The sequence below is a fragment of the uncultured Nostoc sp. genome, from assembly GCF_964245445.1.
GTDB lineage: Bacteria > Cyanobacteriota > Cyanobacteriia > Cyanobacteriales > Nostocaceae > Nostoc.
In genome coordinates this window covers 1-24,767 of sequence record NZ_CAXTNE010000104.1, presented here as the reverse complement: position 1 = coordinate 24,767, position 24,767 = coordinate 1, and the positions used below count along the sequence as shown (strand labels likewise).

Genomic DNA, 24,767 nt, shown 5'->3' with positions numbered 1-24,767 from the left:
CCTTAACATCCAGCCCCAATTTGGGAATACTCAATCCAGTAGGCGTGAGGATGGAACGGTGGTAGAAGAAGGCGCATATTGGCTAGCTTGGGCGCAAATTTCGGGGGTTGGCCCGGTATTACTGCGGCGGCTGGAACAGCATTTTGGCACGTTAGCAACAGCTTGGAACGCTAGCAAGGTACAGTTGGGAGAAGTAGAGGGTTTTGGTTTTCAAACACTAGAAAAAGTAGTACAACAGCGATCGCGTTTGCACCCAGAACAACTATTTATCAAGCACCAGCAAGAAAATTCTCATTTCTGGACACCAGCAGATGCAGATTATCCCCGCTTACTGTTGGAAACTCCAAGTCCACCGCCAATTTTGTACTATCGCGGTGAAGTCGAACTCCAAGAAAATCTCGGACAAAAACCAATGGTTGGAATTGTCGGAACACGCCAACCCTCAGAATACGGCATCCGTTGGACTCGCCAAATTAGTACAGCTTTGGCTAAAAATGGCTTTACAGTTGTTTCTGGGATGGCAGAGGGAATTGACACAGAAAGCCACAGCGCCGCCATGAAAGCAGGTGGACGAACAATCGCAGTTTTGGGAACTGGTGTAGATGTTATCTATCCACATAAAAATCGAGATTTGTACAAGCAGATTTTGACGGCTGGGTTAGTCGTGAGTGAGTACCCCACAAAAACCCCACCCGATCGCACCCACTTTCCCCGCCGCAACCGAATTATTGCAGGCTTAAGCCGCGCTATCCTCGTAATGGAAGCGCCGATAAAATCTGGTGCCTTAATTACTGCTACCTACGCAAATGAATTTGGTAGAGATGTCTATGCACTGCCTGGAAGACTGGACGATCACCCATCCCAAGGATGCTTAAAGTTACTGAGTCAAGGAGCTTCTTTCATCCTTAAAGAATTAGATGAACTGTTAACAATGCTAGGAGCAATACCACAAATTGATGCTGTGGAGGCTTCCATAGCACCAGAACAGTTAATGCCAAGTTTATCGCCAGAATTGCAAACGGTAATGGATGCGTTGGCAAGTGAAGCTTTACCCTTCGATTTTATTGTTCAACAAACCGGCATGGCTGCTGGTTTAGTTTCCGGTGCGTTGTTACAGTTGGAACTTATGGGTTTCGTTTCGCAATTACCAGGAATGCGCTATCAAAAAAGTTAAGAGTTAAAAGATAAAGTCTAAAAACTCTACAAAATTATTTATTGCCATAACAACGTGTTCAATTATACAATCGTATACCAGAGTTGCATTAAAACCGTTACTCTTAATGGGGTGAGGTTGGTAGGCGATGCTGTTGGCGAAGTCAAAAAATGCTTTTGTTTGGGTAAGTCAGTTCAGTAATGAAGTGATTGAGAGCTTTCTGAATAGCTTTGTAACCAGGAGCTTGCTTGCCTAACTTCAGTTCAGACAAAATGCGATCGCGTAAAAGCTCAAGTTCTACTTGGGAAAAAGCAATTGCTGTTCGCTCCATCAATGCAGCATTCTTTTGAGTAAGATTTTGTATTTCTGCAATGAGTACTTCTGTGTCTAGCAGTTGTTGTTCTGCACCACCAGCCATCAATCGGGCGCGAAATTCACACAACACAGAAAAATCAAAACCTGAATCAGTCAGTTCCAATCCCAAAACATATTTCCAATCAATTCTACTACGGACAGCTTCAGCAGCTTGTCGATCTGGCAAATCTTCAATAAATTGCAGCACACAGATTAACGCCAGTCGCCAAGGTCTAACTGTTGGTTGACCATGAGTGGGATACAAAGCGGTAAAATCACTGTCACTGTGTATTGTGTGCCAATCTCATCTCGCATGGTGAGATAAAGGTTGCCTTTGGGGAAAGCAGCGCGGGCGACACGAACTGTTTCCTCTGGCACAGGACTGATGGGTTGCGGTTTTAGTGACATATCCCTAACTCTCCTCGCTATATATAATGCCAATCTTAGGGTGACACTCTACGGAACTGCTGTCTACTTTTGACTTCGCCAACAGCATCCATTGATACTCACACCCCAAATCCAAAACCTTTGACGACTAAACCAGCAAAGTTAAATAACCCCACAGACATACCGCAAATGCAAATCATGCGAATGATCCATACCACGAACTGACTGATTGGGCTGGCAACTGAGAGAAATCCCATCAACATTGATAGTCCAACTCCACAGACTATGTAGCTGGAGTAGGAGCGATGGGTTGTTGTGGGCTGGAGATTGTTAGTAACTCTTATCAATTGCAGGAGCAGAATGTCTGCCGTGAAATATTAGTGAATAGCTATATTTTGCAACATTTTTTCAATAAAAACACAGCCGATAACAGGTTACTATATGGCAGTTACTCAAAAACAGGTAAAGTAAGATTATGGCAACAATTATAGGTACTGATGGAGATGATATTTTAGTAGGAACTGCTGAGGATGACAGATTTATCGGCAGTGCAGGTAATGATACGATTACTGGTGGAGATGGTAGCGATATTATTGATTACAGTGACTTAGAACAACCTGTAACAATCCAACCAGTGGTGATTCAAAAAGGCGTAATTGGAACTGATACGTTTAGAGATTTCTTTGAAACTGTTATTGGTGCTAGAGGACAGACTAATATTATTGATGCAACTACTGACAGTACAAATGTATCGATAGTAGCTGATTTATTTAAAGAAAGACTAGAAATTAAAGTTGTAGGTTCGCCACCAATAATAGTCAGTGTGAAAAATTTTGTCAATGTAACTGGTACAAATCAAAAGGACACTATTACTGGTGATGCTCAGGATAATCAATTATCTGGTAGTGGCGGCAATGACATTATTAGAGGTAGCGCAGGCAACGATATCTTAGATGGTGGAGGTGGTACTGATACGGCTGATTACAGCAAAATAGGTGTAAGCTCTACCATCTTCATTGATGGAACTTTTAAAAAAGGTGGCGGACTAGGTAGAGATTTACTTGGCAATTTTGAAAACCTTGTTGTTGATGCTAGGGCTGCAAATAACACTATAGATGCCTCAATTGCTCCTACAGCACCCTTTATAATTGGAGATGCATCAGTCAACGCTAACCTTGAAACTCAAAGTTTCGTAGTGAATAATCTTCCTAACGGAAACACAGCTAAGTTCACATTTATAAACTTTGATAATATCAAAGGTACAAATCAAAGTGACACCATTGTTGGAGATAGGCAAAATAATCTATTATTTGGCAATGGCGGTAACGATGCGCTTTCTGCTGGGAGTGGCAATGACACACTCTCTGGTGGAAGTGGTAACGATACTCTCACTGGTGGACTAGGTGCAGATAAATTTGTTTTTACCAATGTCTTAGAGGATGTTGACATTATTAAAGACTTCAAGGCTGTTGAAGGTGACAAAATCCAAGTTTCTCAAGCAGGGTTTGGTGCTACTTCCATTAGCGACTTCAGTTATGATCCCCTAAATGGTTCTTTATTCTTCCAAGATTCTAGATTCGCTATTCTTGAAAATAATACTACTGGTTTCCAAACTAATTTAGACATTCAACTAGTTTAAACTCAGTGATTGTGTAAGTTCAACACCATAGAGCCAGATACTGAGACTGCTAATTCATTGAGAAAACTTAGAGTATAAAAGATACTTTTTAAAACTCACCAGCAAATCAATCAGTAGGTAGTTATTTAATAAGAAAGAATTCAGGAGCGGAGTCGGAGACGTTTCCGTTAGCTCCGGCCATAGGTCAAAATTGATTTGGTTATTTTGTACAGCTAGCAAATGAGTAACTGATGAAACACTCGCACGCGATTTTCATTTTTGTGGTCTACCATTAGCTCAAACCTTGAGCGGTGCTTTCCATTAATCTGAACTTGTAAAGACAGGTATCCCTATCTTTATAAGAGAGTGTCCGAGCTAAATTCCCCATTAATTGATTTTGATTCCTGAATTCTCCTTTTATTCTCTTCTTAAAAGTTGGTAGCAGTTCCCGCAGTGCTTTTAGACGTTGTTTTTAGTGCTGCGATGCCTATAACTGGCTACGCCTACACGCTTTGTTTTGTAGCAACTAAGCTTGCAGAGAAAAATATAAAACAGCGCAAAAAGCCTTAGATAGAATGATTGCAGAACTAAAATTTTTGTTTGACAGTCTCTAAATCACCCAAAAAGCTATTTTTAAGGCAAAATTCAACATCTTCTAGACATCGCGCTTCCTTTATCGGCAATGTTAAGAAATATTTCGCCAACAGCATCGGCAGGCAATCAGCTCTAGTTCGCCGCTCATTTATCAGGGGGTGATGCGTGTCAGAAACAATACAAAATAATACAAATTCAAAAATCCCAAATTAATTATCTTGCCGGATAATACTGCGGATTCATAACTGGAGATTGATAACCATTTGGGGGTACTGTACTTCCCATACTGTTGGGTACAGGATTCATAACAGGAGGCTGATAAATGCTCATGGGTACAGTGCTTGTCGTACCATTGGGCAAAGCAGGACTCACAGCAGGGGGCTGATAACCATTTGCAGGTATAGTGCTTGTAGTACTGTTGGGTGTAACAGGATTTTGGCTAAACTCTTGGTAGCTAACACTAGAAATTGAGCTAATCAATTTTTCGGCGCGAGGGTCATTATTGGGGCGTTGTACCATGACAGAGGCTATGTAGCGTTTGCCAGTTGGAACAATAATTAAACCTGTATCTGCCAGCATAGTACCAATATCGCCCGTTTTGTGGTATACTCTTGCGCCTGTTCCCAAACCGGATGGTAGCAGAGTGTCTCTCTGAGTGCGACGCAAGATATCGAGCATTAAATCGCGTGATGGCATACTCACTAAATTTCCCTGACTCACAATCGCCATCAAATTCCCTAATTCTTTAGGACTAGTGGTGTTTGTCCCTTGTAAATCTGGGAGTTGATTACGAATTGTTGTGGTTGTTAATCCCCAGTCCCGGAAACGCTGGTTTAATGCCTCCATTCCTCCTAGTCGCGCAATCAGCATATTTGTCGCAGTGTTGTCGCTGATTGTAATCATTTTAGTGACGACTTCCAGAGCAGCATACTGGGTTCCGGCGGGTTTGTATTGCAGAGTTCCCGAACCGCCAGCTACCATCTCCTGTTGCATAGTTAGCATTTCATCCAGGCGAATTTTACCCGCGTCTACATCCTGGAAAAAAGCAATTAGAATCGGCACTTTAATTGTGCTAGCCGCCGGAAAACTGGTAGAGCCATTGATATCTACATAATTACCAGTATCTAAATCTACTAAGAAAACTCCAGGTGTAAGATTTGGGTTGGTCGCCGCCAAATTTTGCACGGAATTTTTTAAGGAGATCATTTCCTGAGATAGGTATAAGCTCGAAGGTGCAGCTGGGGGAGCTTGGGTAGGTTGTGGCTGCGATCGCGCCACATTACTATTAGATTGCGGCGCAGAAGTTGTGCTAATGCGATTAGCGGGGTCTAATACTGACAATACTGTGCCAACAATTGCACCCATGCCAACACCCACAATCAATAACCGTACAATATATAACAAGGTTTTGGCCATTGGCTTTAACCGCGTTTTCCTTGATGAACGCAGGCCTCTTTTTGGCTTTTCCATACGCACTGTTTTCACCATCACAGCACCTGGTCGAAAGGGAGGAATTTTGCCCTTTACACTAGGTATTGGTTTTACTGCCGTTGGCATGACTAATCCCGCTTTTACCCTACGTGTAGCACCAGGGATTGGGGTAGGACTGCTCGGATTTTTGGGGCGTGTTAGCGCCGCTTCTCGTCCATTGGCAGCTTGTTGCTGGCTGTTAGCTTTAACTTTCTTCTTGACCACTTTTTGAACTTTTTGTGGCGGCTGGCGGCGATTTAAGGGTTGACGCCGCGAGAAAGCTGTTAGTTCGTCACTTGACTCTGACACAGTTACTCCTTGTGACCCACTTGGCTGTTTTCTTGCAGACTCCTAACCCCAAACTTAACCTTTAAGCAAATAATATTAATACTCAAATTACACTTTGCCACTAAGTAGCATTTTTGTGTTTAGTTTAAGTCATATTAAATATTTTGGGGGGATAATTGCGTATATATTAAACAAATAATTACAAGTTTTCACCATCCTTCTGGTTTTTAAGGGCCCATTCTACCTGCTGCAAAATCCCACGCAGCATATATACTTCTCCTGTTTTCAGGTGAGCGCGATTATATAGTTGACGGAATTTTTCCATGCGACTAGCTGCCGTATGGGGATATACATAACCAATTTTTAATAACAATGATTCTAATTGCTGATAGTATCCTTCCACAACATCTAAGGGGGCGAGTTCAGTTTGGGTTAAGGTTTTAGTGTCAGGTTGCTGGGTACATTGTGACAATTCATAACAGCAGATTGCTACGGCGGTAGCCAAGTTTAGGGCTACATAATCTGGACTCGTGGGAATGCCAACAAACCTCTGTGCATAATTTAATTCTTCATTACTTAATCCCCGGTCTTCCCTGCCAAAAATCAGTGCTGCGGGTTTTTCTGGTTCCTCCAGTAACCAGGGTAGTGCAGTGCGAGGGTTTTCTAAGGGTGTTTCCCAACTGCGAACGCGACCAGTAGTAGCGATCGCTCGTACACATCCATGCAATGCTTCTGGTAAGGTCGGCACTGATACCGCAGATTCGATAATTTCCTGAGCATGAACAGCCATCATCAAAGCTTCCGTCGATAACGGATCGCATTGGGGGTTCACTAATACTAAATTATATAGCCCGAAATTTTTCATTACCCTGGCGATCGCTCCGATATTTATCGGTCCAGCTGGCTCTACCAACACAATTCTTAATCCAGCCAAGCCCATTTTTTGCCTCCTGCGATCGCACCAAATGATATTTTTAGGCTAATTCTCAGCATTGTTATGTTCTGCTAAAAAGTTTCCTTGACATCATTCTAAACTTTGCAGGTAAATGCCTACGGCAGGTGTGATGAACAATTACCTCTTTTAAAACTAACCCGGATTTCTCACAAAGAGATAAAAAAGGTCAAAAACTGCGAAAATGAAGAACTTGAAACGATTCGCACCCGCCAGACATTTCCTACTCCTTGAATGCTCCCAAGCTGTACAAGCGTCTAATCCAGTCGGTCAAACTCAGACTAGAATTAGAATGGACGTTCTCTAGTAGCTAAAGTGCCAGACTCTTTGCCATTGCGCGATCGCTATCTTGCCTTAATCGATGAAATTGTCGAAACCACCCTCAAGGGCAAAATTAGCTCTGTTGAGATGGTGTATCAAATGCTGCTTAAAGGAATTACTTCCGGTACAGGGGAAGTCTTTGAGCTAGCTTTGAGCGATCGCCTGAATGCTCTCCAAAATCAAGTCGATAGTGAAAAAGACGAACTCAAAAAAGCTAAGGCTACTCGGAGTTTGAGAGCCATTAAGACCATTCAAAGTCAATGGCAACGTTGGCAAGAGCAAAACAAAACTACAGAAGCGATCGCCTCCGCAGTTACAGAAATTACTACAGCCCCTGCTGACGAGCGTCTAGCGGTATTTTTACGGGTGACTGATCCCAATCAGAAATATCCGCTAAATTTGCAACAGCTACAGCAGTTGTCAAGGGCATTACAGCAATTTGCCCAGGCAGATGCTGATTTACAACAGTTTTCTGAAGGGATTACCCGTGGTTTAGCTTCTTGGCAGCGATTGCAAGACAACTTGCTCAGTTGGATGTACGAGCAAAAAGAATCTTTGGGATTTGGCGGCGTACCGGGAGAACGTGGCCCTTGGGCAAGTTGGGCGAAACAACTCAACAGTGAGTTACCCCAAGCACTGCTTCGCACCTTAGCTATGGAAGAATCTGCAATAGAGTTTGCCGAGCGACAACGGGGGATCACCCTTAGAGATTGGGTGGAAATGGCATTGATTTTACAGTACTTGCAACGGGGACTAATTAACTGGTTTGACCAACAAGCTTACGATATTAAGGCCGGGCCAAAGTTGTCCATTTCCACATTTTTGACCTTTGCGGTGATTTGGAGTCAGTTAGCAAGTGGTTTTAGGAGCATTGGGACAGTATACAGCGATGCCTGTTCTCAAATCATGCTCCAGATTTTGCGAACCTTTGCCCAGCGTCCGTATTTTCCCTTTTACGGCGGGATTTTTGCCTCTTTTACTGGCACTTATTTACGAGATGCCCTAGATTATTTGGATGAACCATTGCGACGAGGCGAGGGAACCCAAGAAAAGGCGAGAATTTTGACACTTTTAGGCTATTCTCAGCGTGCTTTGGGACAATACCAGCGCTCTATTGATTTTCATCAGCAGGCATTAGAGATAGCCAGAAATGCAGGCGATCGCGCCTGTGAAATTGCCAATCTCAACCACCTCAGCCGCACATACGTGCAACAGCAAAATTATGCTGAGGCAATTAACTACAGTCAACGAGCATTGATACTGAGTCGGCAAGCAGGCGATAGAACAGGAGAAGCAAACGCGCTGGTCAATTTAGGTTATAGCGAAGTCATGCAGGCTCAGGAACTGGAAAACTTAGAACCAGAAACCTATGAAGCTGCAATTAACTATTTGGAACAAGGTTTAAAATTATCAGAAAAATTAGGCGATATTCAAAGTAAAGCCTTGTGTGTCAGCAGCTTAGGAATTGCCTATTTAGTAATTGGAGAACACCAAACTGCAATTAAATATCTTGAAGATGGCTTTAAAACAGCGCAAGTTTCCGGTGATTTGTATCTCCAAGGGCGGAATTTAGCTTATTTAGCAGAAGCTTATTATCATCTACAAAACTCTGAAAAAACTGTTTACACAGGCTGCTTGGGAATGTATCTTTTGGAGCAAATTGCTTCTCGTGAGTGGCGTCAACCAGCAGGGTTGCTAACAATTTTACAAGGACAAATAGGGGCAGAAGCTTTCCAGAAACTATTACAGCAACATCGCCCGAAAATGATTGCAGTTATCGGTGTAGATGGGTACGATCACATTCCGCAATTGTTAGAAGAATATAAACAAGATATGTAAAAAAGTAATTTGATTCAGGTTTCACTGCTTCCAAATGCCGTAGCTTTTCTGTTCAGCGACTTCAAGAGCAAAAATAGTGAATTAAGCCCCCCTTTTTAAGGGGGGTTGGGGGGATCTTCCGGGGCAAAATCTCATGAACACCAAGAATATTTTTGTATATTTAGGAAGTTTGTTTCTTTTCTCTTTGGTAAGCCTGCAATAGATATTCACCATTGAAATGAATCAAGTGAGTTGAATCATTAGCAACCCAAACATCTGTTTCCCAAGCGATCTCTGCCAGATATCCCACCATTGCCTTACGGCTGAGAAATATTGTTACCATCACCAAAGGTATTTGGACATATCTGAATAAGGCTTCAAGTTCCTTCTTGCGTTTAGGATTAATTGGGCCATGTGAAGTTACAGCTTCAATCAATACCAACCAGTTATTTGTTGTGAAGTGAATAATCACATCTGGCATTTTGCCGTGGGAATCAATATTAATGCCCAAATCTACTAATGCTGTTTCATCAAAGTGGGCAAATTTTTCATCTGCATCCCCAATATAGATGAGCTTCCCACCAGGAGTAAAACGAGGAGCAAAATCATTAATAATTTTTTCGATTAGAATATTCTGACCACCTGGCGATAAAGTTTTAATTTCTCCATTAATTACTATGGAAATACGAGACATTTCACGTTCTTGAGCATATTGCTTTTTCAGAGTTTCAACTGAAGCCAGGTAGGTGCAAATGCTCTTGTCCCATTCGTCAGTACCGCAGGTTCGTAATAGATCGAGCGCACTTTCCTCGATTTGATATACAGTTTTAGGACTATTGATAGGACGACTTAAATCATCTGGATTAGCAACTATCAAAGCTGCATCCAGAAATTGATGTACTGTCTGTCGACGAACTGTTTCCCGTGTATTGGGCTTATAGGTTTTGCCATAATCTTGAGCCATAAAGTTCATCATCGGCGTAATTCCCATCAAAGGGGAAGTTGCTAATTGCCAAGAGTCTGTCGGTTTTAAGTTAAGCAACACCAGGAGAGTTAAAGCAGACCGTTCGTTAAGCTGTGCCCGTGGAAAGCCCATTTGTGCCAATATTTGCAGTACTTCATCAATTCGAGACTTAGTTGCAATTGGATTATTCTCTGACAGGTTTGACATACTCAGTACCTTATTTTCGATAAGTTCATCAATTTCCTCCAAAGAAGGAAACTGCTCTTTAATCGCCGTTCCTAAAGACAATAGCTGTGACAAATTAGGGTACTTTAATTTTCGTAAATCTGTTGCATTGACCTGAGTATGCCCATTGAACAACCGAAAAAAAGCATCAACTAAGGTTGAATTGAGATAAACAGCAAGCCCACGAGCTAAAGTAAGGTTAAGTCCACGCCCATCTTTGTGAAAGTAATTCAAGTGATTTTCAAAGCCGACATAGGCATAATTAAATTGGTCGGCATCATAAACCACTGCAACAACACGCCTTTTCTCTTCTTTAGATGAAAATCTTTTGCATAAGACATAATGCTCATTTGGTATTAGAATATTTGCTGTTTCTTCTATATAGACTATCGCTTGAGGCTTTTTAGTTATTTTTGGATAATCTACATATCCATTTGATAAATTCACCGGATAAATTAATGGAACAATATTTTTTTCTAAAATTTTTCTTAGATAAGGTTTTGCTCGGAAATCTACTACCCGTCCAGTTGAAACTGTTAGTCCTAAATCGTTCAAGGTGCAGCTTAAAAGGGCCATTTTTTGAACGATTTGCTGGCTAATATTATCTGGAATAATATGAATAAACTGCTCTAGATCATCGGGGTGAACTAGGGCTGTATATGGTACAGTGTGTGACATTATCAAGTCATCATTAGCACCAGAGCTAGTATTTACAATGACACTGCTAGATTTTTGCCTTTGTTTTGTAGCTTGGATAATGATAGTTTCTTGCAAAACATCATCATCACTAAATGCTTCTTGCCGTGACTCAAAAAGATGTACTTGCTCTAAAGCCATCATCTCTAAAAACATTTTGCGGAAGTCACGGAAATATGGCCCATTACAAAAACTGCGTGGGGTAATCGCTACAAACTCCCCACCTGGTTTTAGAAGTTGCGTTGTAGCAGCCATAAAACCAGTATAAAGATTGCTAGTCTCCAAACCGATGGAACGCAGCAATTCGCGCACCTTAGAATTAGCATTTATTTTCAAATAAGGCGGGTTGAGAATAGCATGGGTAAATTCTGTTGCGATCGCCCTATTCAATAAAGCAAGCTTTTGCGGCCTAACTGCATCTTCGATAAAATCTGTCTCACGAATTTCGTAATTGAAGGAAATACCTACATGTTCGCATTCTTTCTCACATAGCTCTAGAGTTTGATGCAAATATCGAATTAAAAAAGGGTCAATTTCATAAGCTACAACGCGCAAACTTGACGTGGATTTTTGATGCTGGCATACTTGTACCACAAAAGCGGCTAGTAATGAACCGATTCCTGCTCCAGCATCAAGTAAGGATATTTCAGGCAAATCCAGCCTATTAAACATCCCAGCCATCAATTGGGCTACTGAAGCGGGAGTCAGAAACTGACCCATCGACGCTTTTTTGTCTTGCCTTAGCTTTAAACTTACTACAGCTCGATGCAGATCCACTTCTGCAAGCAAGTTTCCACTTGATAGTTTGGCGAGGCTGGTAAACTTTAAACTACTGTTATGACTTGCTACTAACGCTTTACTGCTTGATGGGAGGATCACGGTCTGTCTTCTTAATTGCTATCAAGTTTACAACTTTACGACATTTTTATGCTGAAGCAGACCACGTTTGCGATCGCGCTGTGCAAAACCTTAGTACAGGTTTGCTATGAGGATGCAAACGAACCGCCAAGTACGCCAAGTATGCCTTCTCTGCTAGAGGCTTTGCTAACGCGCAGCGTCTCGTAGAAAAGAAAGAGAGGGTTCAAGTAATTAGTGCAAGTTTATTTACTCAACACTTAAAGAAGTCCTGCTGATTCATATAATCGTTTAAGCATTGCTGAAATCTTCGTACTATAATCCAAATCTGCTGACCACCGTCCTGATAGCTGATCAATTAATGGTGCAATCCCGCGTGTGACAAAGCGAAACCTGGGATCTACTACTTCTTGTACCAAAGGTTCCAAACTGGCGTAAGCTTTCAAATGTTGGACGTGTGCCCTCACTCCAATTCTGGCACTTGGAAAAGATGCAGCTTCCGAACCACCACCAATCGCACCTAAGCCTGCAAAGTTATTTTGCTCAGGTCTAATATCACCACCAAACCGTAAAAATCCGGTTTCTACACACATTTGACAAAAGGCAATGTCATAGTTAACTCCCTCTATACCTGCTTCTTCCCGATAAAGTTTTGGGATATCAGGAAAGCTTACTAAAGCATTTTCATTATTGTTTCTCAGAAATAATTGTAACTGGACTTCAGAAGTATTACCGTTCGACATCACCCGCGAAAATTGACCAGGGCAAACCGCCAAATTCGATCGCAAGCTAACAGTACGCGTCGCAGCATCCCAAGTAACTGCAACATTAAAATCTCGCAGTTCGATCGCTTTGACATAAACTACTTTGCGATAGGTAATTCTGTTGACATTAGCCGTTTTTGAAAGGTCAATCCGCAAACGGTCTACTAAATCAATGGGAATGTAAGCATTACCATTAACTAAAACTCCTTGCTCTGAGTATTTTTGTCCATTAATATTAATATTAATTGGTGGATAATTTGCTTCCGTCGGAGTTCCAGGAGTAGGGTCAATTATCCGACTCCAAATTACTAATCCATCGACAATTCCCAAAGCAAAATCGCGGCGACGACTTTGCAGCAAAGCCCGATCCTCTGGATTGCTGAGAAATGCCACTTGCATCACCAAAGCTGGAAGTGTTGTCTGGCGACAGAATGCTAAACTACCTAATCCACTATCTGTATCTGGCTTGACTCCCCGATTCGGCAATTGGGGTACGCGACGCAACAACCCCACTAGCAATTGTTCAGCATTACTCTTGCGATCGCTATTATTAGCAATATAAAAAACGCCAGCCCCACGCACAGAAGGGCTGTTAGCCGCATTAGATTCAATTTCTAGGGCGACATCACCCCGGCGGCCACGGGAATTGATCCAGGTGATAGTTTGGGCGGCACTCAAGTCATCAGGGACTGCCAAAATTTCGACATTCCGCGCCCTCAGTTCCGTGACAATCAAATCCCGCAGCAGAATCATTTCTTTAGCTTCAGTTGTACCACCTGCGATCGCGCCTGGATCTATCCCTCTAGCTTCTTTACCTCCGTGAGCCGCCGAAATAAAAATACGCCCCATTTTAAGTAATTCCTCTGTTAAAATTAAATGTAAGCAATTATATAGATCATTCTTGGTCTAGCAACAAGAATATAATAGCCATCAGAAGTCTAAAGTCATTTATCCTTTGTTATTTCTCCAAAGTTTATTCCCCCGAAACTGGGGAATAGGAACTGAAGAAGGGAATAGGGTACAGATTATTCGCTAATATCATTGATATTGATACTTATCAGAAGAAGACGGGAATAAAGTACAGGTTACAGGGTACAGATTATTCGCTGTCACCTGTCACCTTTCCTCAATGACTAATGACTAATGACTAATGACTAATCACTAAATATGCAAATCCCCCGCTTGCACCCAGACACAATTGAGGAAGTTAAACTACGGGCTGATATTGTAGATGTCGTCTCGGAATACGTAGTTTTACGCAAACGTGGGAAAGATTTCGTCGGTTTGTGCCCCTTCCACGATGAAAAATCTCCCAGTTTTACCGTCAGCCAGACTAAGCAAATGTACTATTGCTTCGGCTGTCAAGCCGGAGGAAATGCCATTAAGTTTGTCATGGAATTGGGGAAACGTTCTTTTTCTGATGTGGTGCTGGATTTAGCACGGCGTTACCAAGTACCTGTACAAACTCTAGAACCCGAACAACGCCAAGAATTACAGCGTCAGCTATCTTTGCGTGAGCAGTTATATGAAGTTCTGGCTTCCTCAGCACAATTTTATCAACACGCCCTCAGACAATCACAAGGGCAAAAGGCACTTCAATATTTGCAATCTAACCGCCAACTCAAAGAAGAAACAATACAGCAATTTGGTCTAGGTTATGCCCCCGCAGGTTGGGAAACTCTCTACCGTTATTTAGTGGAAGATAAACATTACCCAGCACAAATACTAGAAAAAGCGGGATTGATTAAGCCACGGCGGGAAGGAGGCGGTTATTATGATGTATTCCGCGATCGCTTGATGATTCCCATCCGTGATGTCCAAGGGCGCGTCATTGCCTTTGGTGGTAGAACCTTGACTGATGAGCAGCCTAAATATCTGAATTCACCAGAAACCGAACTTTTTAGTAAAGGTAAAACATTATTTGCCCTCGATCAAGCCAAAGGTGGGATTTCTCAACTCGATCAAGCAGTGGTGGTAGAGGGATATTTTGATGCGATCGCTCTCCATGCTGCTGGTATTAATAACGCCGTCGCCTCGCTCGGTACTGCCTTAAGCTTAGAACAAGTCCGGTTAATATTACGCTACACCGAATCAAAACAATTAGTACTCAACTTTGATGCTGATAAAGCCGGAACCAATGCAGCCGAACGGGCGATTGGTGAAATTGCCGAACTAGCATACAAAGGCGAAGTTCAGCTAAAGATTCTCAATTTACCCGATGGTAAAGATGCTGATGAATACTTGCATGGCCACACCCCAGAAGAATATAGAGAACTGCTAAAGAATGCGCCACTTTGGTTAGACTGGCAGATTCAGCAAATTATTCAAGACCGTGATTTGAGACAGGCTACTAATTTTCAGCAAGTAACTCAGCAAATAGTCAAATTACTTAAAAATATAGCTAACAGCGATACACGCAACTATTACGTTTCCTACTGTGCAGAAATACTCAGCTTAGGAGATACCAGACTTATACCCCTACGAGTCGAAAATCTGTTAACTCAAATTGCTCCCCCTCCGGCTACATACTCTAAACCTGTGTCAGCCAGAAAAGCATGGGGAGGTAGTAAACCCCTACTCCCTAGTACAGAAGCGATTAATCGCGTCTCTCCCCACTCCTCACTCCCCACAGAACGGAGCCTTTTAGAACATGCAGAGGCGTTATTACTGCGAATTTACTTGCATTGTCCCGAACAGCGTCAAGTGATTATTGACGAACTAGAGGAGCGAGATTTGCAATTTAGCCTTTCCCACCACCGATTTTTATGGCAACAGATTTTAGAAATTTTATCCATTGATGGAGAGACAAGAAATTTTGCGTCTCTACCAGATTTAATTTCCCGCTTGCAAGACCAGTTCTTAGAATTTGGTGGCGAGATGGGGTTAATTTCCCATTTGTTTCATGTGGATGAAAAAACCCAAAAAGAAATACTTCGGACTCCGCAAGTGGTTCAAGCTGCGATCGCTTGCATGGATTTAGTGATGCTTGAAAAACGCTATCGCCACTTTTTGGAACTATGGCAACAAACTGATCCAGAAGCTGAACCAGAGCGTTATGAATCTTATTATCAGGCTTTTTACGCCGAAAAAATCAAGCTTCAAAAAATAGACCGACAACGGTTATTTTCGATCACCGAATTGTTGTAGTCTAACTCTTGATTAAACCTCAATACACTTAACTAAATGGCTCAACAGTGGGGCTGACGAGGAAATCTTTCATCTGAATTCTGCTCTACAGTCCCAAATCTCTCGCTGCAACGATGGACGATTGTGCGATGTCTACGACGGGCTACGCCTACGCTATTTTAATAACCCTCTTTTGTCACTCTCGGAAAATAATAATCGAAGCAAGATTTTGAAACTTTAATTTACTCTAGCCTTGAGCGTTTATTTTCTAACAGTAAGTAAAATTTCTGAGCAAAACATGGAGATTGAAGCTCCGAAAGGTTTTCTACGATTGCCTTCTTCCAAAGTGACAAAATAGGGCTAAATACCAGCACATCGAGCTAGGCGGCTGGTGGTGCAGTGGCGTTGACCCGCTTAACTAGTACACGGTTACTTTCTATCCAGCACGAGTTGACCACCATTAGAACAAGAGGTACCTGAATAATCAAAAACACTAACCTTCAAATCTTTAAAATCAATTTGTTGAACAGCTAACAAAGATTAGCGATCGCGTTTAGCAGAACGGCGTGATGCCGACGAACGCGCACCAGGCTTATCGCCATTCGTAGCCGGTGGCGCTGCCTTACGTTTAGCCGATATCTGTGGTAAAGGTTTAGGAGTACGAGCCGGACGCTTATCATGTTCAGGTTTGGCTCTGTGTTGCCGTCCATTTGGGATTGGTTCGGGGTTGGTATCGGGGTTGGGAGCAAAACCAGCTACCACTTCCCTTGGCAAGCGCTGCTCAATAAGTTTTTCGATATCTTTCAACAGAGGGTATTCATCGACGGACACCAGCGATACAGCTTCACCTGACGCGCCAGCGCGGCCAGTGCGCCCAATGCGATGAACATAATCCTCCGGTACATTGGGTAGATCGAAATTGACTACATGGGGCAGTTCGCTGATATCAAGACCCCTAGCAGCAATGTCTGTCGCCACCAATACCTGTAAACTACCATTTTTGAACTTTGCCAGAGCATTAGTACGCACCGGCTGGCTTTTATTCCCGTGGATTGCCAGTGCTTGAATGCGGTCTTCGCCCAACTGCTTAACCAAACGGTCAGCGCCATACTTAGTGCGGGTGAACACTAGCACTTGATACCAATTATCTCGACGAATCAGGTGAGCAAGTAATTGGCGTTTCTTATCACGGTCTACCTGGTAAATTTTTTGTGCGATCGTCTCGGCGGTAACGTTGCGGCGTGCTACCTCAATCATCGTCGGGTTATTCAGCAGTCCGGCGGCGAGTGTCTTAATTTTGTCCGAGAAAGTAGCGAAGAATAGCAAATTTTGTCGCTTTTTGGGCAATAGTGAGAGGATGCGGCGGATATCATGAATAAAGCCCATGTCCAGCATCCGATCTGCTTCATCTAACACCAAAACCTCAATATGCGACAGGTTCAGCGTCCCTTGCTGTACATGGTCTAACAGTCGCCCTGGAGTAGCGACTAGAATATCCACTCGGTTTTTCAAACGCTGTTTTTGCAGATTAATACCGACTCCGCCGAACATCACCATCGAGTTTAACTGCAAGTACTTGCCGTACTCGCGCACGCTTTCTTCTACCTGTGCGGCGAGTTCACGAGTCGGGGTGAGAATCAGCGCCCGGATCGGCGGGTATCCCTTATATGTACCTTTGACGCTCTTGTCAGACGACAACCGATGCAGAAGCGGTAGGGTAAAACTAGCCGTCTTTCCAGTACCAGTTTGTGCCCCAGCTAGCAAATCGCTACCCGACAAGACGGCAGGAATCGCCTGTATCTGAATTGGCGTGGGTTCGGTGTACCCGCGTTCGGTAACCGCACGGATAATTTCATTGGACAAGCCGAGATTAGAAAAAGACATAAAACTCCAAAAATAACATCGGCCTGTCGCCAATGGCGGCGTCAGTCTTAGGCGGACGGATAAAAAAGCGTTGAAAGGCTGATGGGCAATAGCGCAAAGACTGAAGAGCGAGTGCCGCAATACCACATCTTAACAGATTGTAGTCCATTGTGTCGTTAAAGTTGCTCTAATTCAGCGTTGTGTTAAATTAGCATTACTTGGAATGTAAAATGTTGAACAATTAGGAGAAATTCGTTATCGCAATCCAAAAGCAACTGATTAATTCACAAATCAAGTCACCTAGCGTCTTCTTGATTGACCATGAGAATAACAATCGTGGTCTGATCGACACCAATGAGGCGCTACAGCTAGCCGAGAGCTTAGAGCTTGACTTAGTTGTAGTCTCCCAAGGTAAAGAGGCTCCAATCGCCAAGATTCTCAACTATGGCAAGCTTCAGTATCAAAAGAAAAAACGTCAGAGCCAGAGTGCTAGACCCACGGTAAAGGAAGTTCGATTTGGTCTAAACGTGGGCGTGGCTGATTATAATTTACGCATCGAACAAGCAGGTCAGTGGTTGAGTAAAGGCGATTCAGTCAAGTTTGCCATCCGTTTACGAGGCCGAGAACATCAGTATCGTGACAAAGCAGGAGAACTGCTAGACCGAATTGCAAATGATCTCAGTCAAGTAGGTAAAATCCAATCGCTGGATAAACGCGCACTAGTTGTTCAAGTGATTCCTGCCTAGTTAATCTTGCGATCGCTAGAGGATATATTTGTAACAGCTTGTAAGGAACGAAAAAAGCTGGAGCCGACATTGTAGCTTCTATGGAAAAAACATTGAGATTATCCCCACCTGAAGATAGCTAGGGGATTTTTCGCTGTTGAATAGTAAAGATGAGCTTGTTCTAAGCATATAGAATAGCAAACAACCCTGTACAATAAGGTCAAACTTTGTACAGGGTTTTGTTTTATGTATAAAGCGCATGTATTTGTAAATCAATGTTAAGAACTGGTAGCTAAAATAATCCACTAACCCATCTTACCAAACGTTTATCTTTTGACTTTTTCAACCATAGTAAAGCTACTAAAAAACCTATTAAAAGGCTGACTAACGTATAAGCTATAAGAAAAATCTATTCCATCGATATAAGGAATTGAAAGTAGCCTGTTGACTAACTATGAGATATTTAAATTTGATATGGGTATAAGAAGAATATGAGACACAAACTTCCTCTTTTAGTAAAAATATCTAGAGTTTATGTAGCAGAAAACCGTTCCACAATATCCTTTACTGTCTTATAACTTAGATGAAACTGCTGGGCAATCTGGCGACTAGAATACCCCTCTATGCTTATCGTTAAGACTTGAAAGGCATACCTATCTAATTGTTTTAAATCATCCATATAATTTTTAGACCTTTTGTATAGGGTTGGGTAAAAATCCGTATTATTTAGATGGAAGAATTATTGTAAAACAAGCTCTTACAGTTGGTTCAGAGCAACTAAATTTATTTATGGGGTTCAAAATTTTTGACTTTTGACTTTTGACTTACCCAAAGGGGCTGACCGTGGTTAATGTTATCTAAAAAAATTACCCTTTTTGCCAAATTTATTCTTCTATCTAGTAAACGTGAAGGCAGATAAAATATAGTTTAATGTTAAGTTTGCTAGCAATAAGGGATACAAAGCAAAAGTACCACCAGAGAACCCCCACCCCGCCAAAGCTGTGCTTTGTCTCTCCTTCTTGCTCTTCGGGAGGGGTTCTTTTATTATGGGTAATTTGGCGGACATGATCTCAATCAAGATGATATTTGACCTTCCAAACGAACAAGCGCCGGGAAACAGCCAATCTAATCGGCGCATTTATTGATTAAGTGTGTTAAGGCATTTATCAGGCGATCGCTTTCCATTGGTATAATGTCCTTCCCATGCATCACATTTTGAGTAATATGAAAATGTACCAATGCTCCTAAGAGAATTCTCGCTGTTGCCTCAGGGTCAGGTATGTTTAGTTCAGGAGCCGCCAAGTAGTGAGTGAGAGTCTCCGCTACTGGCTTAATCATCGCTTGAACACAAATTTGAGCTAACTCAGGAAAACGCCCAGACTCCCCAATTAGTACTCGCATAAATGCACTATGTTCTTTGTCGTTAAGCATTTGCTCTAATGCTTTGGTTGCTACCTGGTGCAGTATGACGCCTGGTTCTCCCTCAATCGGTTCTGTGCCAAAAATGGAGCTGTTCTTTTTGCTTGTCAGTTGCTCTAACAGTACTTTAAAAAGTCCTTCTTTATCTTGAAAGTGGCTGTAGACTGTCGCTTTAGAAACACCTGCTGCTACCGCTACCCGATCCATGCTTGTACCAGCATAGCCATGTTGAAGGAATTCTTGCATTGCTCCTTGCAGAATTTGCTCCACTTTATCAACGGAATTGTCTCGATCAACTTCGTCAGCTTTGGTGCGTACCATTTATTAATCATCCTTTCTTATAAACAATATTAATAGATGCTGCAAAATGCCCAGTACAAAATGGCGAAAATAAACATAAGTAGGTCGGCGAAAAAATTTGTCATTGGAATAAGGCAGGAGGTAGGAGGAAAGAGGATTTTAGTGTAGTTTATCTTTCTTCACATAGTTTAGTTTAATTGTGCCAACTTACTTACCCTTTGATAAAGCTCAAAAGCCTCTATTGTCGCTTTCCTCTGTTCTACTTTCTTTCAATCCCAATAGGGAATAACATTTTGCTGCATAATGCCTTTGCAAATTGATTGACAAGTTTAGTTGTATCATATTGACTAAACTAGTCCGTTTAGTTTAGCATGAATTGAACTGGACAGTTTAGTACAAGTTGCTACTGGTGGTAAGGGAAAATAGTATGGAGCAAAACAGGAATTCAGAGGGCTTAAGGTCTTCTCATAATCTTGTGCGATCGCCTGGTCTACTTGCAATAATTACAGCTCTAGCAATAGGCGGAATCAGTGTTTATGCTGTGATGAAGTTCCAGGCTACAGCTAATGAGAAACAAAAAACACCAGTAGCAGTTCAGCCTGTAGTAAAAACAGTAACAGCATTAGGGCGGTTGGAACCAAAGGGAGAGGTAATAAAACTGTCAGCGCCTTCTTCAAATGGTGAAGGAAATCGGGTAGAGCAACTATTAGTGAAAGAAGGCGATCGCGTCAAAGCTGGGCAGGTAGTTGCGATTATGGACAACCGCGCTCGCCTACAAGCTAGTTTGGCTGAAGCACAAAAACAAGTTCAAGTTGCCAAATCCCGCCTTAACCAGGTAAAAGCTGGAGCCAAACAGGGAGAAATTGGAGCGCGTCAAGCTACGGTGAATCGTGTACAAGTAGAACTACAAGGAAACATTAAAACTCAGCAAGCCACAATTAATCGTCTAGAAGCAGAACTCGTTGGGCAACAACGCAGCTTGCAAGCAACAGTAGCTCGCGTAGCAGCCGAGAAAGGTAATGCCCAAGCTGACGTGCAGCGCTACGAGACTTTATACAAAGCAGGAGCAATTTCTAGCGAAGAAGTTGATAAAAGACGCCTAAGCGCCGAAACTTCTACTCAAGCCTTAATTGAAAGCCAAGCCACCCAGACAAGAACTGTAGCGACCCTACAACAGCAGCTTAACGAAGCAAAAGCCAACCAAAATCAAACCCTCGCCAGCTTGCAACAGCAGATTAACGAAGCAAAAGCTAACCTAAATCAAACCACTGAAGTTCGTCCCACAGATATAGCAAATGCACAAGCAGAGATAGACAGTGCTCAAGCCACTGTGGAGAAAATTAGAGCAGAACTGGCAGAGGCATACGTTCTGGCTCCTAAAGCCGGTCGAATTTTGGAGATTAATACACGAGCCGGAGAAACTGTTGGCAATGAAGGAATTGTGGCTTTAGGTCAAACCGACCAGATGTATGCAGTAGTAGAAGTCTACCAAAGTGATATCAAGAGAGTGCGTCCGGGACAGGAGGTGCGGGTAAGTAGTGATTCCCTACGCAATGAATTAGAGGGAAGAGTGGATTGGATTGGTATGCAGGTAAAGCGGCAAAATCTGATCAATGCTGACCCCTCTAGCAATATTGATGCCAGAGTAGTGGAAGTGCATGTGCAACTAAATAAACTATCCAGCCAAAATGCTTCTAACTTAACTAATTTGCAAGTCAAGGCGGTAATTGAACTGTGATTGGATTTATCCAGCAACTGCGGCGGCGAACGCCTTTAGGATGGCTGCAACTGAGTCATGAAAAAGGTCGTCTTTTGGTGGCATTGTCAGGTATTGCCTTTGCCGATGTTCTGATGTTCATGCAGCTAGGGTTTCAGAATGCCCTGTTTGAAAGTAACACAATGCTGCATCGGAGTATGCAGGCTGATATGTTTGTCATCAGCCCCCAAGCACGTAACCTAGCATATATGTCTAGCTTTACGCGGCGGCGGCTGTATCAAACAATGGATGTACCAGGTGTAAAGTCGGCAGAAGGAATGTATGTCAACATTGTTGATTGGAAAAATCCCCAAACACATCAGAAGACGACAATATTAGTTATGGGGTTCAATCCCGATCAGCAAGTGTTGAACTTAGCGGATGTGAATCGCCAGATAGATGGTATTAAGCTACCAGATACTGTTCTGTTCGATCGCGCCTCTAGAGGAGATTACAACGAAGCGATCGCCAAAATTGAACAAGGTAAAACTGTCACAACCGAAATAGAACGGCGGACAATTACCATTAGCGGCTTATTTTCAGTCGGGGCTTCCTTCATAGCCGATGGTACTTTGATCACCAGCGACCAGAACTTTCTGCGACTATTTCCCAGACAAGAAGCAAGCAGTGTCAGTCTAGGTTTAGTGCAGCTACAACCAGGCTATGATCCAAAACAGATGAAAGCAGCTTTAGAATCTCATTTAGATAATGATGTTAAAGTTTTAACCAAAGCAGAATTTCTCGAATTTGAAATAAATTACTGGAAAACAAATACGGCGATCGGGTTTATCTTCAGCCTGGGTGTAGCAATGGGGTTTTTGGTGGGCGTGATTATCGTCTATCAAGTTCTTTCTACAGATGTGAATTCCCATATCAAAGAATACGCCACTTTTAAAGCAATGGGATATAACAATCTCTACTTATTAGGTGTGGTGTTTGAAGAGGCGATAATTTTGGCGATTTTGGGCTTTATCCCAGGAGCGATGGCACCTTTAGGACTTTATCATTTAACTCGTAATGCTACCAATTTGCCAGTTTACATGACCGTAGCACGGGCCTTGACGGTATTAACACTGACTATGATTATGTGCATAATTTCTGGTGCGATCGCTACCCGGAAATTACAATCTGCCGACCCCGCAGATATGTTCTAAGAAATAGGGACTGGGGACTGAGGACTGAGGACTAGGGACTAGGGGAATAAGGGAGAATAACCATCCCCAATTCCCAATACCCAATACCCAATCCCCAATTCCCAATACCCAATCCCCAATCCCCAATCCCTAAATATGCCTCCTGTAATCTCTGTTAAAAATCTTGACCACTACTTTGGTCATGGTCAACTCCGCAAGCAAGTTCTCTTTGATATCAACCTGGATATTAACGCCGGCGAAATTATTATTATGACAGGGCCTTCTGGTTCTGGTAAAACTACACTTCTCACTTTAGTTGGCGGCTTACGTTCTGCCCAATCTGGCAGTTTGCAGATATTAGAACAAGAACTGTGTGGCGCTAACAAAGCACAACTTACCCAAGCACGACGCAATAACGGTTATATTTTCCAAGCCCACAACTTGCACGGTAGCCTAACAGTACTCCAGAACGTCAGAATGGGCTTGGAAGTGCATAATAATATTTCGCCGACAGAAATGAAAACCCGATCAGCCCTAATGTTAGAGGAGGTAGGATTAGGAGAGCGCCTGAATTATTATCCTGATGATTTATCTGGGGGACAAAAACAAAGAGTTGCGATCGCTCGTGCTCTAGTCGGTCGTCCTAAAATTGTCTTAGCGGATGAACCCACTGCCGCCCTTGACAGTAAATCGGGGCGAGATGTGGTCAACCTGATGCAAAGCCTAGCTAAAGAACAGGATTGTACTATTCTCTTAGTTACTCATGACAACCGCATTTTAGACATTGCTGATCGCATCGTCTACATGGAAGATGGCAAGTTAGTAAATGACAGTGCTGTTCTTGCAGCCGGTTAGGTTGGTTCTCCTCAAGATTTTTTATTAAGAAGAATCCCCACGCGAATTATTCGCCATTGCTACGGATTAACCAAGCTTTAATTTCAAGCAATTCTCGATCAACATCATCAAACCTGCGATCCATCTCATTAAATCCTAGTGCAACGCCATTGGAAATATCTTTTTGATTGTTTTTGAGATGATTAAAATCGCGTTCTTCATTCAGTGCTTTTTCTGCTAGCCTTACTGCTTCTTGAGTAGCTTGTTGCCTTTCAAAAGCACCTTGCTGCTTTTCAAATTTTTGTTTGTCACTCCATCGAAAAAACCAACCTGATGCAGCAACAACCAATGAAAGTACAAAACCAGCAAAATTAAGGTCAAATTTCATACTAAACTATTTGATAATTGCTTCCCAAATTTTGACCCTACAGTTACCTACTGGGAAGGCTAGCTTAAACCGCAAAGTGAATGGTGAAATACCATCAGGAAAAATAATAACCCTTGGGATTTTATTAGGTAAAGCATAACTGCTTGATGTTTGTGCAATGCCACCTACTTGAAATAGGTTAACTGTTTGCACCAAGTACCCTGCTATATTCCTTGGGTTAATATTTGTAGTAGTCGCAAGTACTGCCACTATTCCTGATGTAAATTCTCTGGGAATATCAAAGTTTTGATTGCCTAAAATAGATTGGTCAAATCTGACATTCCACAGATAATTGTTTCTTAGGTCGCTAAAACCTTCTGATAACTCCATCCTAGTTAGTCTTGATGGTGCAGCCGCTAATGTTGTATTGAGTAGAACCGATTGTAATTTTCTTGCCGTTCAATTTACCGCCGGTAGTAACATCCCCGATTTTGTCAGGTTCACAAAATCTCACAACACTTTTGGAATTACCAGAAGCGTCTGTATAACCGATTCGCACTTCCGCAGGGCGTGGACTATTAGCGCCGTACATTAATCCTGTATCCGTATCTTTAGCGAATACGACTCCTAAAGCATCTCCGATATCTTTGTAAGCAGTTTTTTTACCACGCCATGCATACCTCATTGCACCAATATTACCAACTGTGCCACCAAGATTAATGTAATAAACTTACGCCTAATGTGAATTAGAAAAAAGGCGGGAGAAGTAAGAAGATGAAAGTTAC

Annotated in this window: 19 protein-coding genes and 1 pseudogene; 9 read left to right on the top strand and 11 right to left on the bottom strand. The window is 42.4% G+C overall.

Translation table 11 applies throughout. The features are described 5' to 3' along the window. Positions 1–58: 58 nt before the first annotated feature. Positions 59–1,174, top strand: coding sequence for a DNA-processing protein DprA (gene dprA / locus ACFE90_RS18340; protein ID WP_375502968.1), 1,116 nt, complete (start codon positions 59–61; stop codon positions 1,172–1,174). 364 nt (positions 1,175–1,538) lie between these two features. On the opposite strand, the pseudogene ACFE90_RS18335 reads toward dprA, so the two are convergent. Further along, a pseudogene (locus ACFE90_RS18335) lies at positions 1,539–1,915 on the bottom strand (transposase); the annotation flags it as partial. A 454-nt stretch (positions 1,916–2,369) separates the two neighbouring features. On the opposite strand from ACFE90_RS18335, the gene ACFE90_RS18330 reads away from it, so the two are divergent. Next, a complete protein-coding gene (locus ACFE90_RS18330; protein WP_375502964.1) occupies positions 2,370–3,533 on the top strand; it encodes a hypothetical protein in 1,164 nt (387 codons plus the stop codon). A 786-nt stretch (positions 3,534–4,319) separates the two neighbouring features. Here the strand turns inward: ACFE90_RS18330 and ACFE90_RS18325 are convergent. Together ACFE90_RS18325 and ACFE90_RS18320 are read right to left on the bottom strand one after the other, a co-directional pair. Further along, on the bottom strand, positions 4,320–5,885 hold the full coding sequence (locus tag ACFE90_RS18325) for a serine hydrolase (protein WP_375502962.1): 1,566 nt from the start codon (positions 5,883–5,885) through the stop codon (positions 4,320–4,322). A 178-nt stretch (positions 5,886–6,063) separates the two neighbouring features. After that, positions 6,064–6,804, bottom strand: a complete 741-nt coding sequence (locus ACFE90_RS18320; protein ID WP_375502960.1) for an RNA methyltransferase — start codon at positions 6,802–6,804, stop codon at positions 6,064–6,066. Positions 6,805–7,131: 327 nt separating this feature from the next. Between ACFE90_RS18320 and ACFE90_RS18315 the strand changes: the two genes are divergently transcribed. After that, positions 7,132–8,976 (top strand): tetratricopeptide repeat protein, encoded by a 1,845-nt coding sequence (locus ACFE90_RS18315; RefSeq protein WP_375502958.1) that lies wholly within the window; start codon positions 7,132–7,134, stop codon positions 8,974–8,976. A 160-nt stretch (positions 8,977–9,136) separates the two neighbouring features. On the opposite strand, the gene ACFE90_RS18310 is transcribed toward ACFE90_RS18315, so the two are convergent. Beyond that, on the bottom strand, positions 9,137–11,719 hold the full coding sequence (locus tag ACFE90_RS18310; RefSeq protein WP_375502956.1) for a BsuBI/PstI family type II restriction endonuclease: 2,583 nt from the start codon (positions 11,717–11,719) through the stop codon (positions 9,137–9,139). A gap of 48 nt (positions 11,720–11,767) precedes the next feature. On the opposite strand from ACFE90_RS18310, the gene ACFE90_RS18305 reads away from it, so the two are divergent. Next, positions 11,768–11,905, top strand: a complete 138-nt coding sequence (locus ACFE90_RS18305) for a hypothetical protein (RefSeq protein ID WP_375502954.1) — start codon at positions 11,768–11,770, stop codon at positions 11,903–11,905. Positions 11,906–11,955: 50 nt separating this feature from the next. On the opposite strand, the gene ACFE90_RS18300 is transcribed toward ACFE90_RS18305, so the two are convergent. Beyond that, entirely contained in the window at positions 11,956–13,308 is a 1,353-nt protein-coding gene (locus ACFE90_RS18300) for an N-acetylmuramoyl-L-alanine amidase (protein ID WP_375502952.1), read from the bottom strand. Between the two features lie 318 nt (positions 13,309–13,626). On the opposite strand from ACFE90_RS18300, the gene dnaG reads away from it, so the two are divergent. After that, positions 13,627–15,606 (top strand): DNA primase, encoded by a 1,980-nt coding sequence (gene dnaG / locus ACFE90_RS18295; RefSeq protein WP_375502950.1) that lies wholly within the window; start codon positions 13,627–13,629, stop codon positions 15,604–15,606. 519 nt (positions 15,607–16,125) lie between these two features. Here the strand turns inward: dnaG and ACFE90_RS18290 are convergent. Further along, positions 16,126–17,469: a DEAD/DEAH box helicase gene (locus ACFE90_RS18290; RefSeq protein WP_375502948.1), complete on the bottom strand. Its 1,344-nt coding sequence runs from the start codon at positions 17,467–17,469 to the stop codon at positions 16,126–16,128. 236 nt (positions 17,470–17,705) lie between these two features. Between ACFE90_RS18290 and infC the strand changes: the two genes are divergently transcribed. After that, on the top strand, positions 17,706–18,194 hold the full coding sequence (gene infC / locus ACFE90_RS18285) for a translation initiation factor IF-3 (RefSeq protein WP_375502966.1): 489 nt from the start codon (positions 17,706–17,708) through the stop codon (positions 18,192–18,194). 511 nt (positions 18,195–18,705) lie between these two features. On the opposite strand, the gene ACFE90_RS18280 is transcribed toward infC, so the two are convergent. Both ACFE90_RS18280 and ACFE90_RS18275 read right to left on the bottom strand, forming a co-directional pair. Beyond that, positions 18,706–18,852, bottom strand: a complete 147-nt coding sequence (locus ACFE90_RS18280; protein WP_375502946.1) for a LuxR C-terminal-related transcriptional regulator — start codon at positions 18,850–18,852, stop codon at positions 18,706–18,708. Between the two features lie 446 nt (positions 18,853–19,298). After that, complete coding sequence (locus ACFE90_RS18275; RefSeq protein ID WP_375502944.1) at positions 19,299–19,913, bottom strand: TetR/AcrR family transcriptional regulator; 615 nt, start codon at positions 19,911–19,913, stop codon at positions 19,299–19,301. A 406-nt stretch (positions 19,914–20,319) separates the two neighbouring features. Here ACFE90_RS18275 and ACFE90_RS18270 point away from each other — a divergent pair, with 406 nt between their 5' ends. The 3 genes from ACFE90_RS18270 to ACFE90_RS18260 all read left to right on the top strand — a co-directional run bounded on the left by ACFE90_RS18270 (position 20,320) and on the right by ACFE90_RS18260 (position 23,636). After that, positions 20,320–21,630 carry an HlyD family efflux transporter periplasmic adaptor subunit gene (locus ACFE90_RS18270; protein ID WP_375502942.1) on the top strand — a complete coding sequence of 437 codons (1,311 nt, stop codon included), beginning with the start codon at positions 20,320–20,322 and terminating at the stop codon, positions 21,628–21,630. Beyond that, positions 21,627–22,802, top strand: coding sequence for an ABC transporter permease DevC (devC, locus tag ACFE90_RS18265; protein ID WP_375502940.1), 1,176 nt, complete (start codon positions 21,627–21,629; stop codon positions 22,800–22,802). The genes ACFE90_RS18270 and devC overlap by 4 nt, the downstream gene beginning before the upstream one ends. Positions 22,803–22,937: 135 nt before the next feature. Continuing rightward, positions 22,938–23,636: a DevA family ABC transporter ATP-binding protein gene (locus tag ACFE90_RS18260; RefSeq protein ID WP_375502938.1), complete on the top strand. Its 699-nt coding sequence runs from the start codon at positions 22,938–22,940 to the stop codon at positions 23,634–23,636. A gap of 46 nt (positions 23,637–23,682) precedes the next feature. On the opposite strand, the gene ACFE90_RS18255 is transcribed toward ACFE90_RS18260, so the two are convergent. Genes ACFE90_RS18255 through ACFE90_RS18245 form a run of 3 tightly spaced genes read right to left on the bottom strand, consistent with a single transcriptional unit; the run spans position 23,683 to position 24,667 of the window. Continuing rightward, the gene (locus ACFE90_RS18255; protein ID WP_375502936.1) at positions 23,683–24,003 is read right to left on the bottom strand and encodes a hypothetical protein; all 321 of its coding nucleotides are present in this window, start codon (positions 24,001–24,003) and stop codon (positions 23,683–23,685) included. A gap of 6 nt (positions 24,004–24,009) precedes the next feature. Next, positions 24,010–24,372, bottom strand: a complete 363-nt coding sequence (locus tag ACFE90_RS18250) for a hypothetical protein (RefSeq protein ID WP_375502934.1) — start codon at positions 24,370–24,372, stop codon at positions 24,010–24,012. A gap of 1 nt (position 24,373) precedes the next feature. Beyond that, a complete protein-coding gene (locus ACFE90_RS18245) occupies positions 24,374–24,667 on the bottom strand; it encodes a hypothetical protein (RefSeq protein WP_375502932.1) in 294 nt (97 codons plus the stop codon). Between the last annotated feature and the right edge of the window lie 100 nt (positions 24,668–24,767).

Excerpts from the sequence above, each read along its gene's own strand:
- ACFE90_RS18330 (WP_375502964.1), top strand. The coding sequence starts at position 2,370 with ATGGCAACAATTATAGGTACTGATGGAGATGATATTTTAGTAGGAACT.
- ACFE90_RS18320 (WP_375502960.1), bottom strand. The coding sequence starts at position 6,804 with ATGGGCTTGGCTGGATTAAGAATTGTGTTGGTAGAGCCAGCTGGACCG.
- ACFE90_RS18305 (WP_375502954.1), top strand. The coding sequence starts at position 11,768 with ATGCTGAAGCAGACCACGTTTGCGATCGCGCTGTGCAAAACCTTAGTA.
- ACFE90_RS18300 (WP_375502952.1), bottom strand. The coding sequence starts at position 13,308 with ATGGGGCGTATTTTTATTTCGGCGGCTCACGGAGGTAAAGAAGCTAGA.
- dnaG (WP_375502950.1), top strand. The coding sequence starts at position 13,627 with ATGCAAATCCCCCGCTTGCACCCAGACACAATTGAGGAAGTTAAACTA.
- ACFE90_RS18290 (WP_375502948.1), bottom strand. The coding sequence starts at position 17,469 with ATGTCTTTTTCTAATCTCGGCTTGTCCAATGAAATTATCCGTGCGGTT.
- ACFE90_RS18280 (WP_375502946.1), bottom strand. The coding sequence starts at position 18,852 with ATGGATGATTTAAAACAATTAGATAGGTATGCCTTTCAAGTCTTAACG.
- ACFE90_RS18275 (WP_375502944.1), bottom strand. The coding sequence starts at position 19,913 with ATGGTACGCACCAAAGCTGACGAAGTTGATCGAGACAATTCCGTTGAT.
- ACFE90_RS18270 (WP_375502942.1), top strand. The coding sequence starts at position 20,320 with ATGGAGCAAAACAGGAATTCAGAGGGCTTAAGGTCTTCTCATAATCTT.
- ACFE90_RS18260 (WP_375502938.1), top strand. The coding sequence starts at position 22,938 with ATGCCTCCTGTAATCTCTGTTAAAAATCTTGACCACTACTTTGGTCAT.
- ACFE90_RS18255 (WP_375502936.1), bottom strand. The coding sequence starts at position 24,003 with ATGAAATTTGACCTTAATTTTGCTGGTTTTGTACTTTCATTGGTTGTT.
- ACFE90_RS18250 (WP_375502934.1), bottom strand. The coding sequence starts at position 24,372 with ATGGAGTTATCAGAAGGTTTTAGCGACCTAAGAAACAATTATCTGTGG.
- ACFE90_RS18245 (WP_375502932.1), bottom strand. The coding sequence starts at position 24,667 with ATGAGGTATGCATGGCGTGGTAAAAAAACTGCTTACAAAGATATCGGA.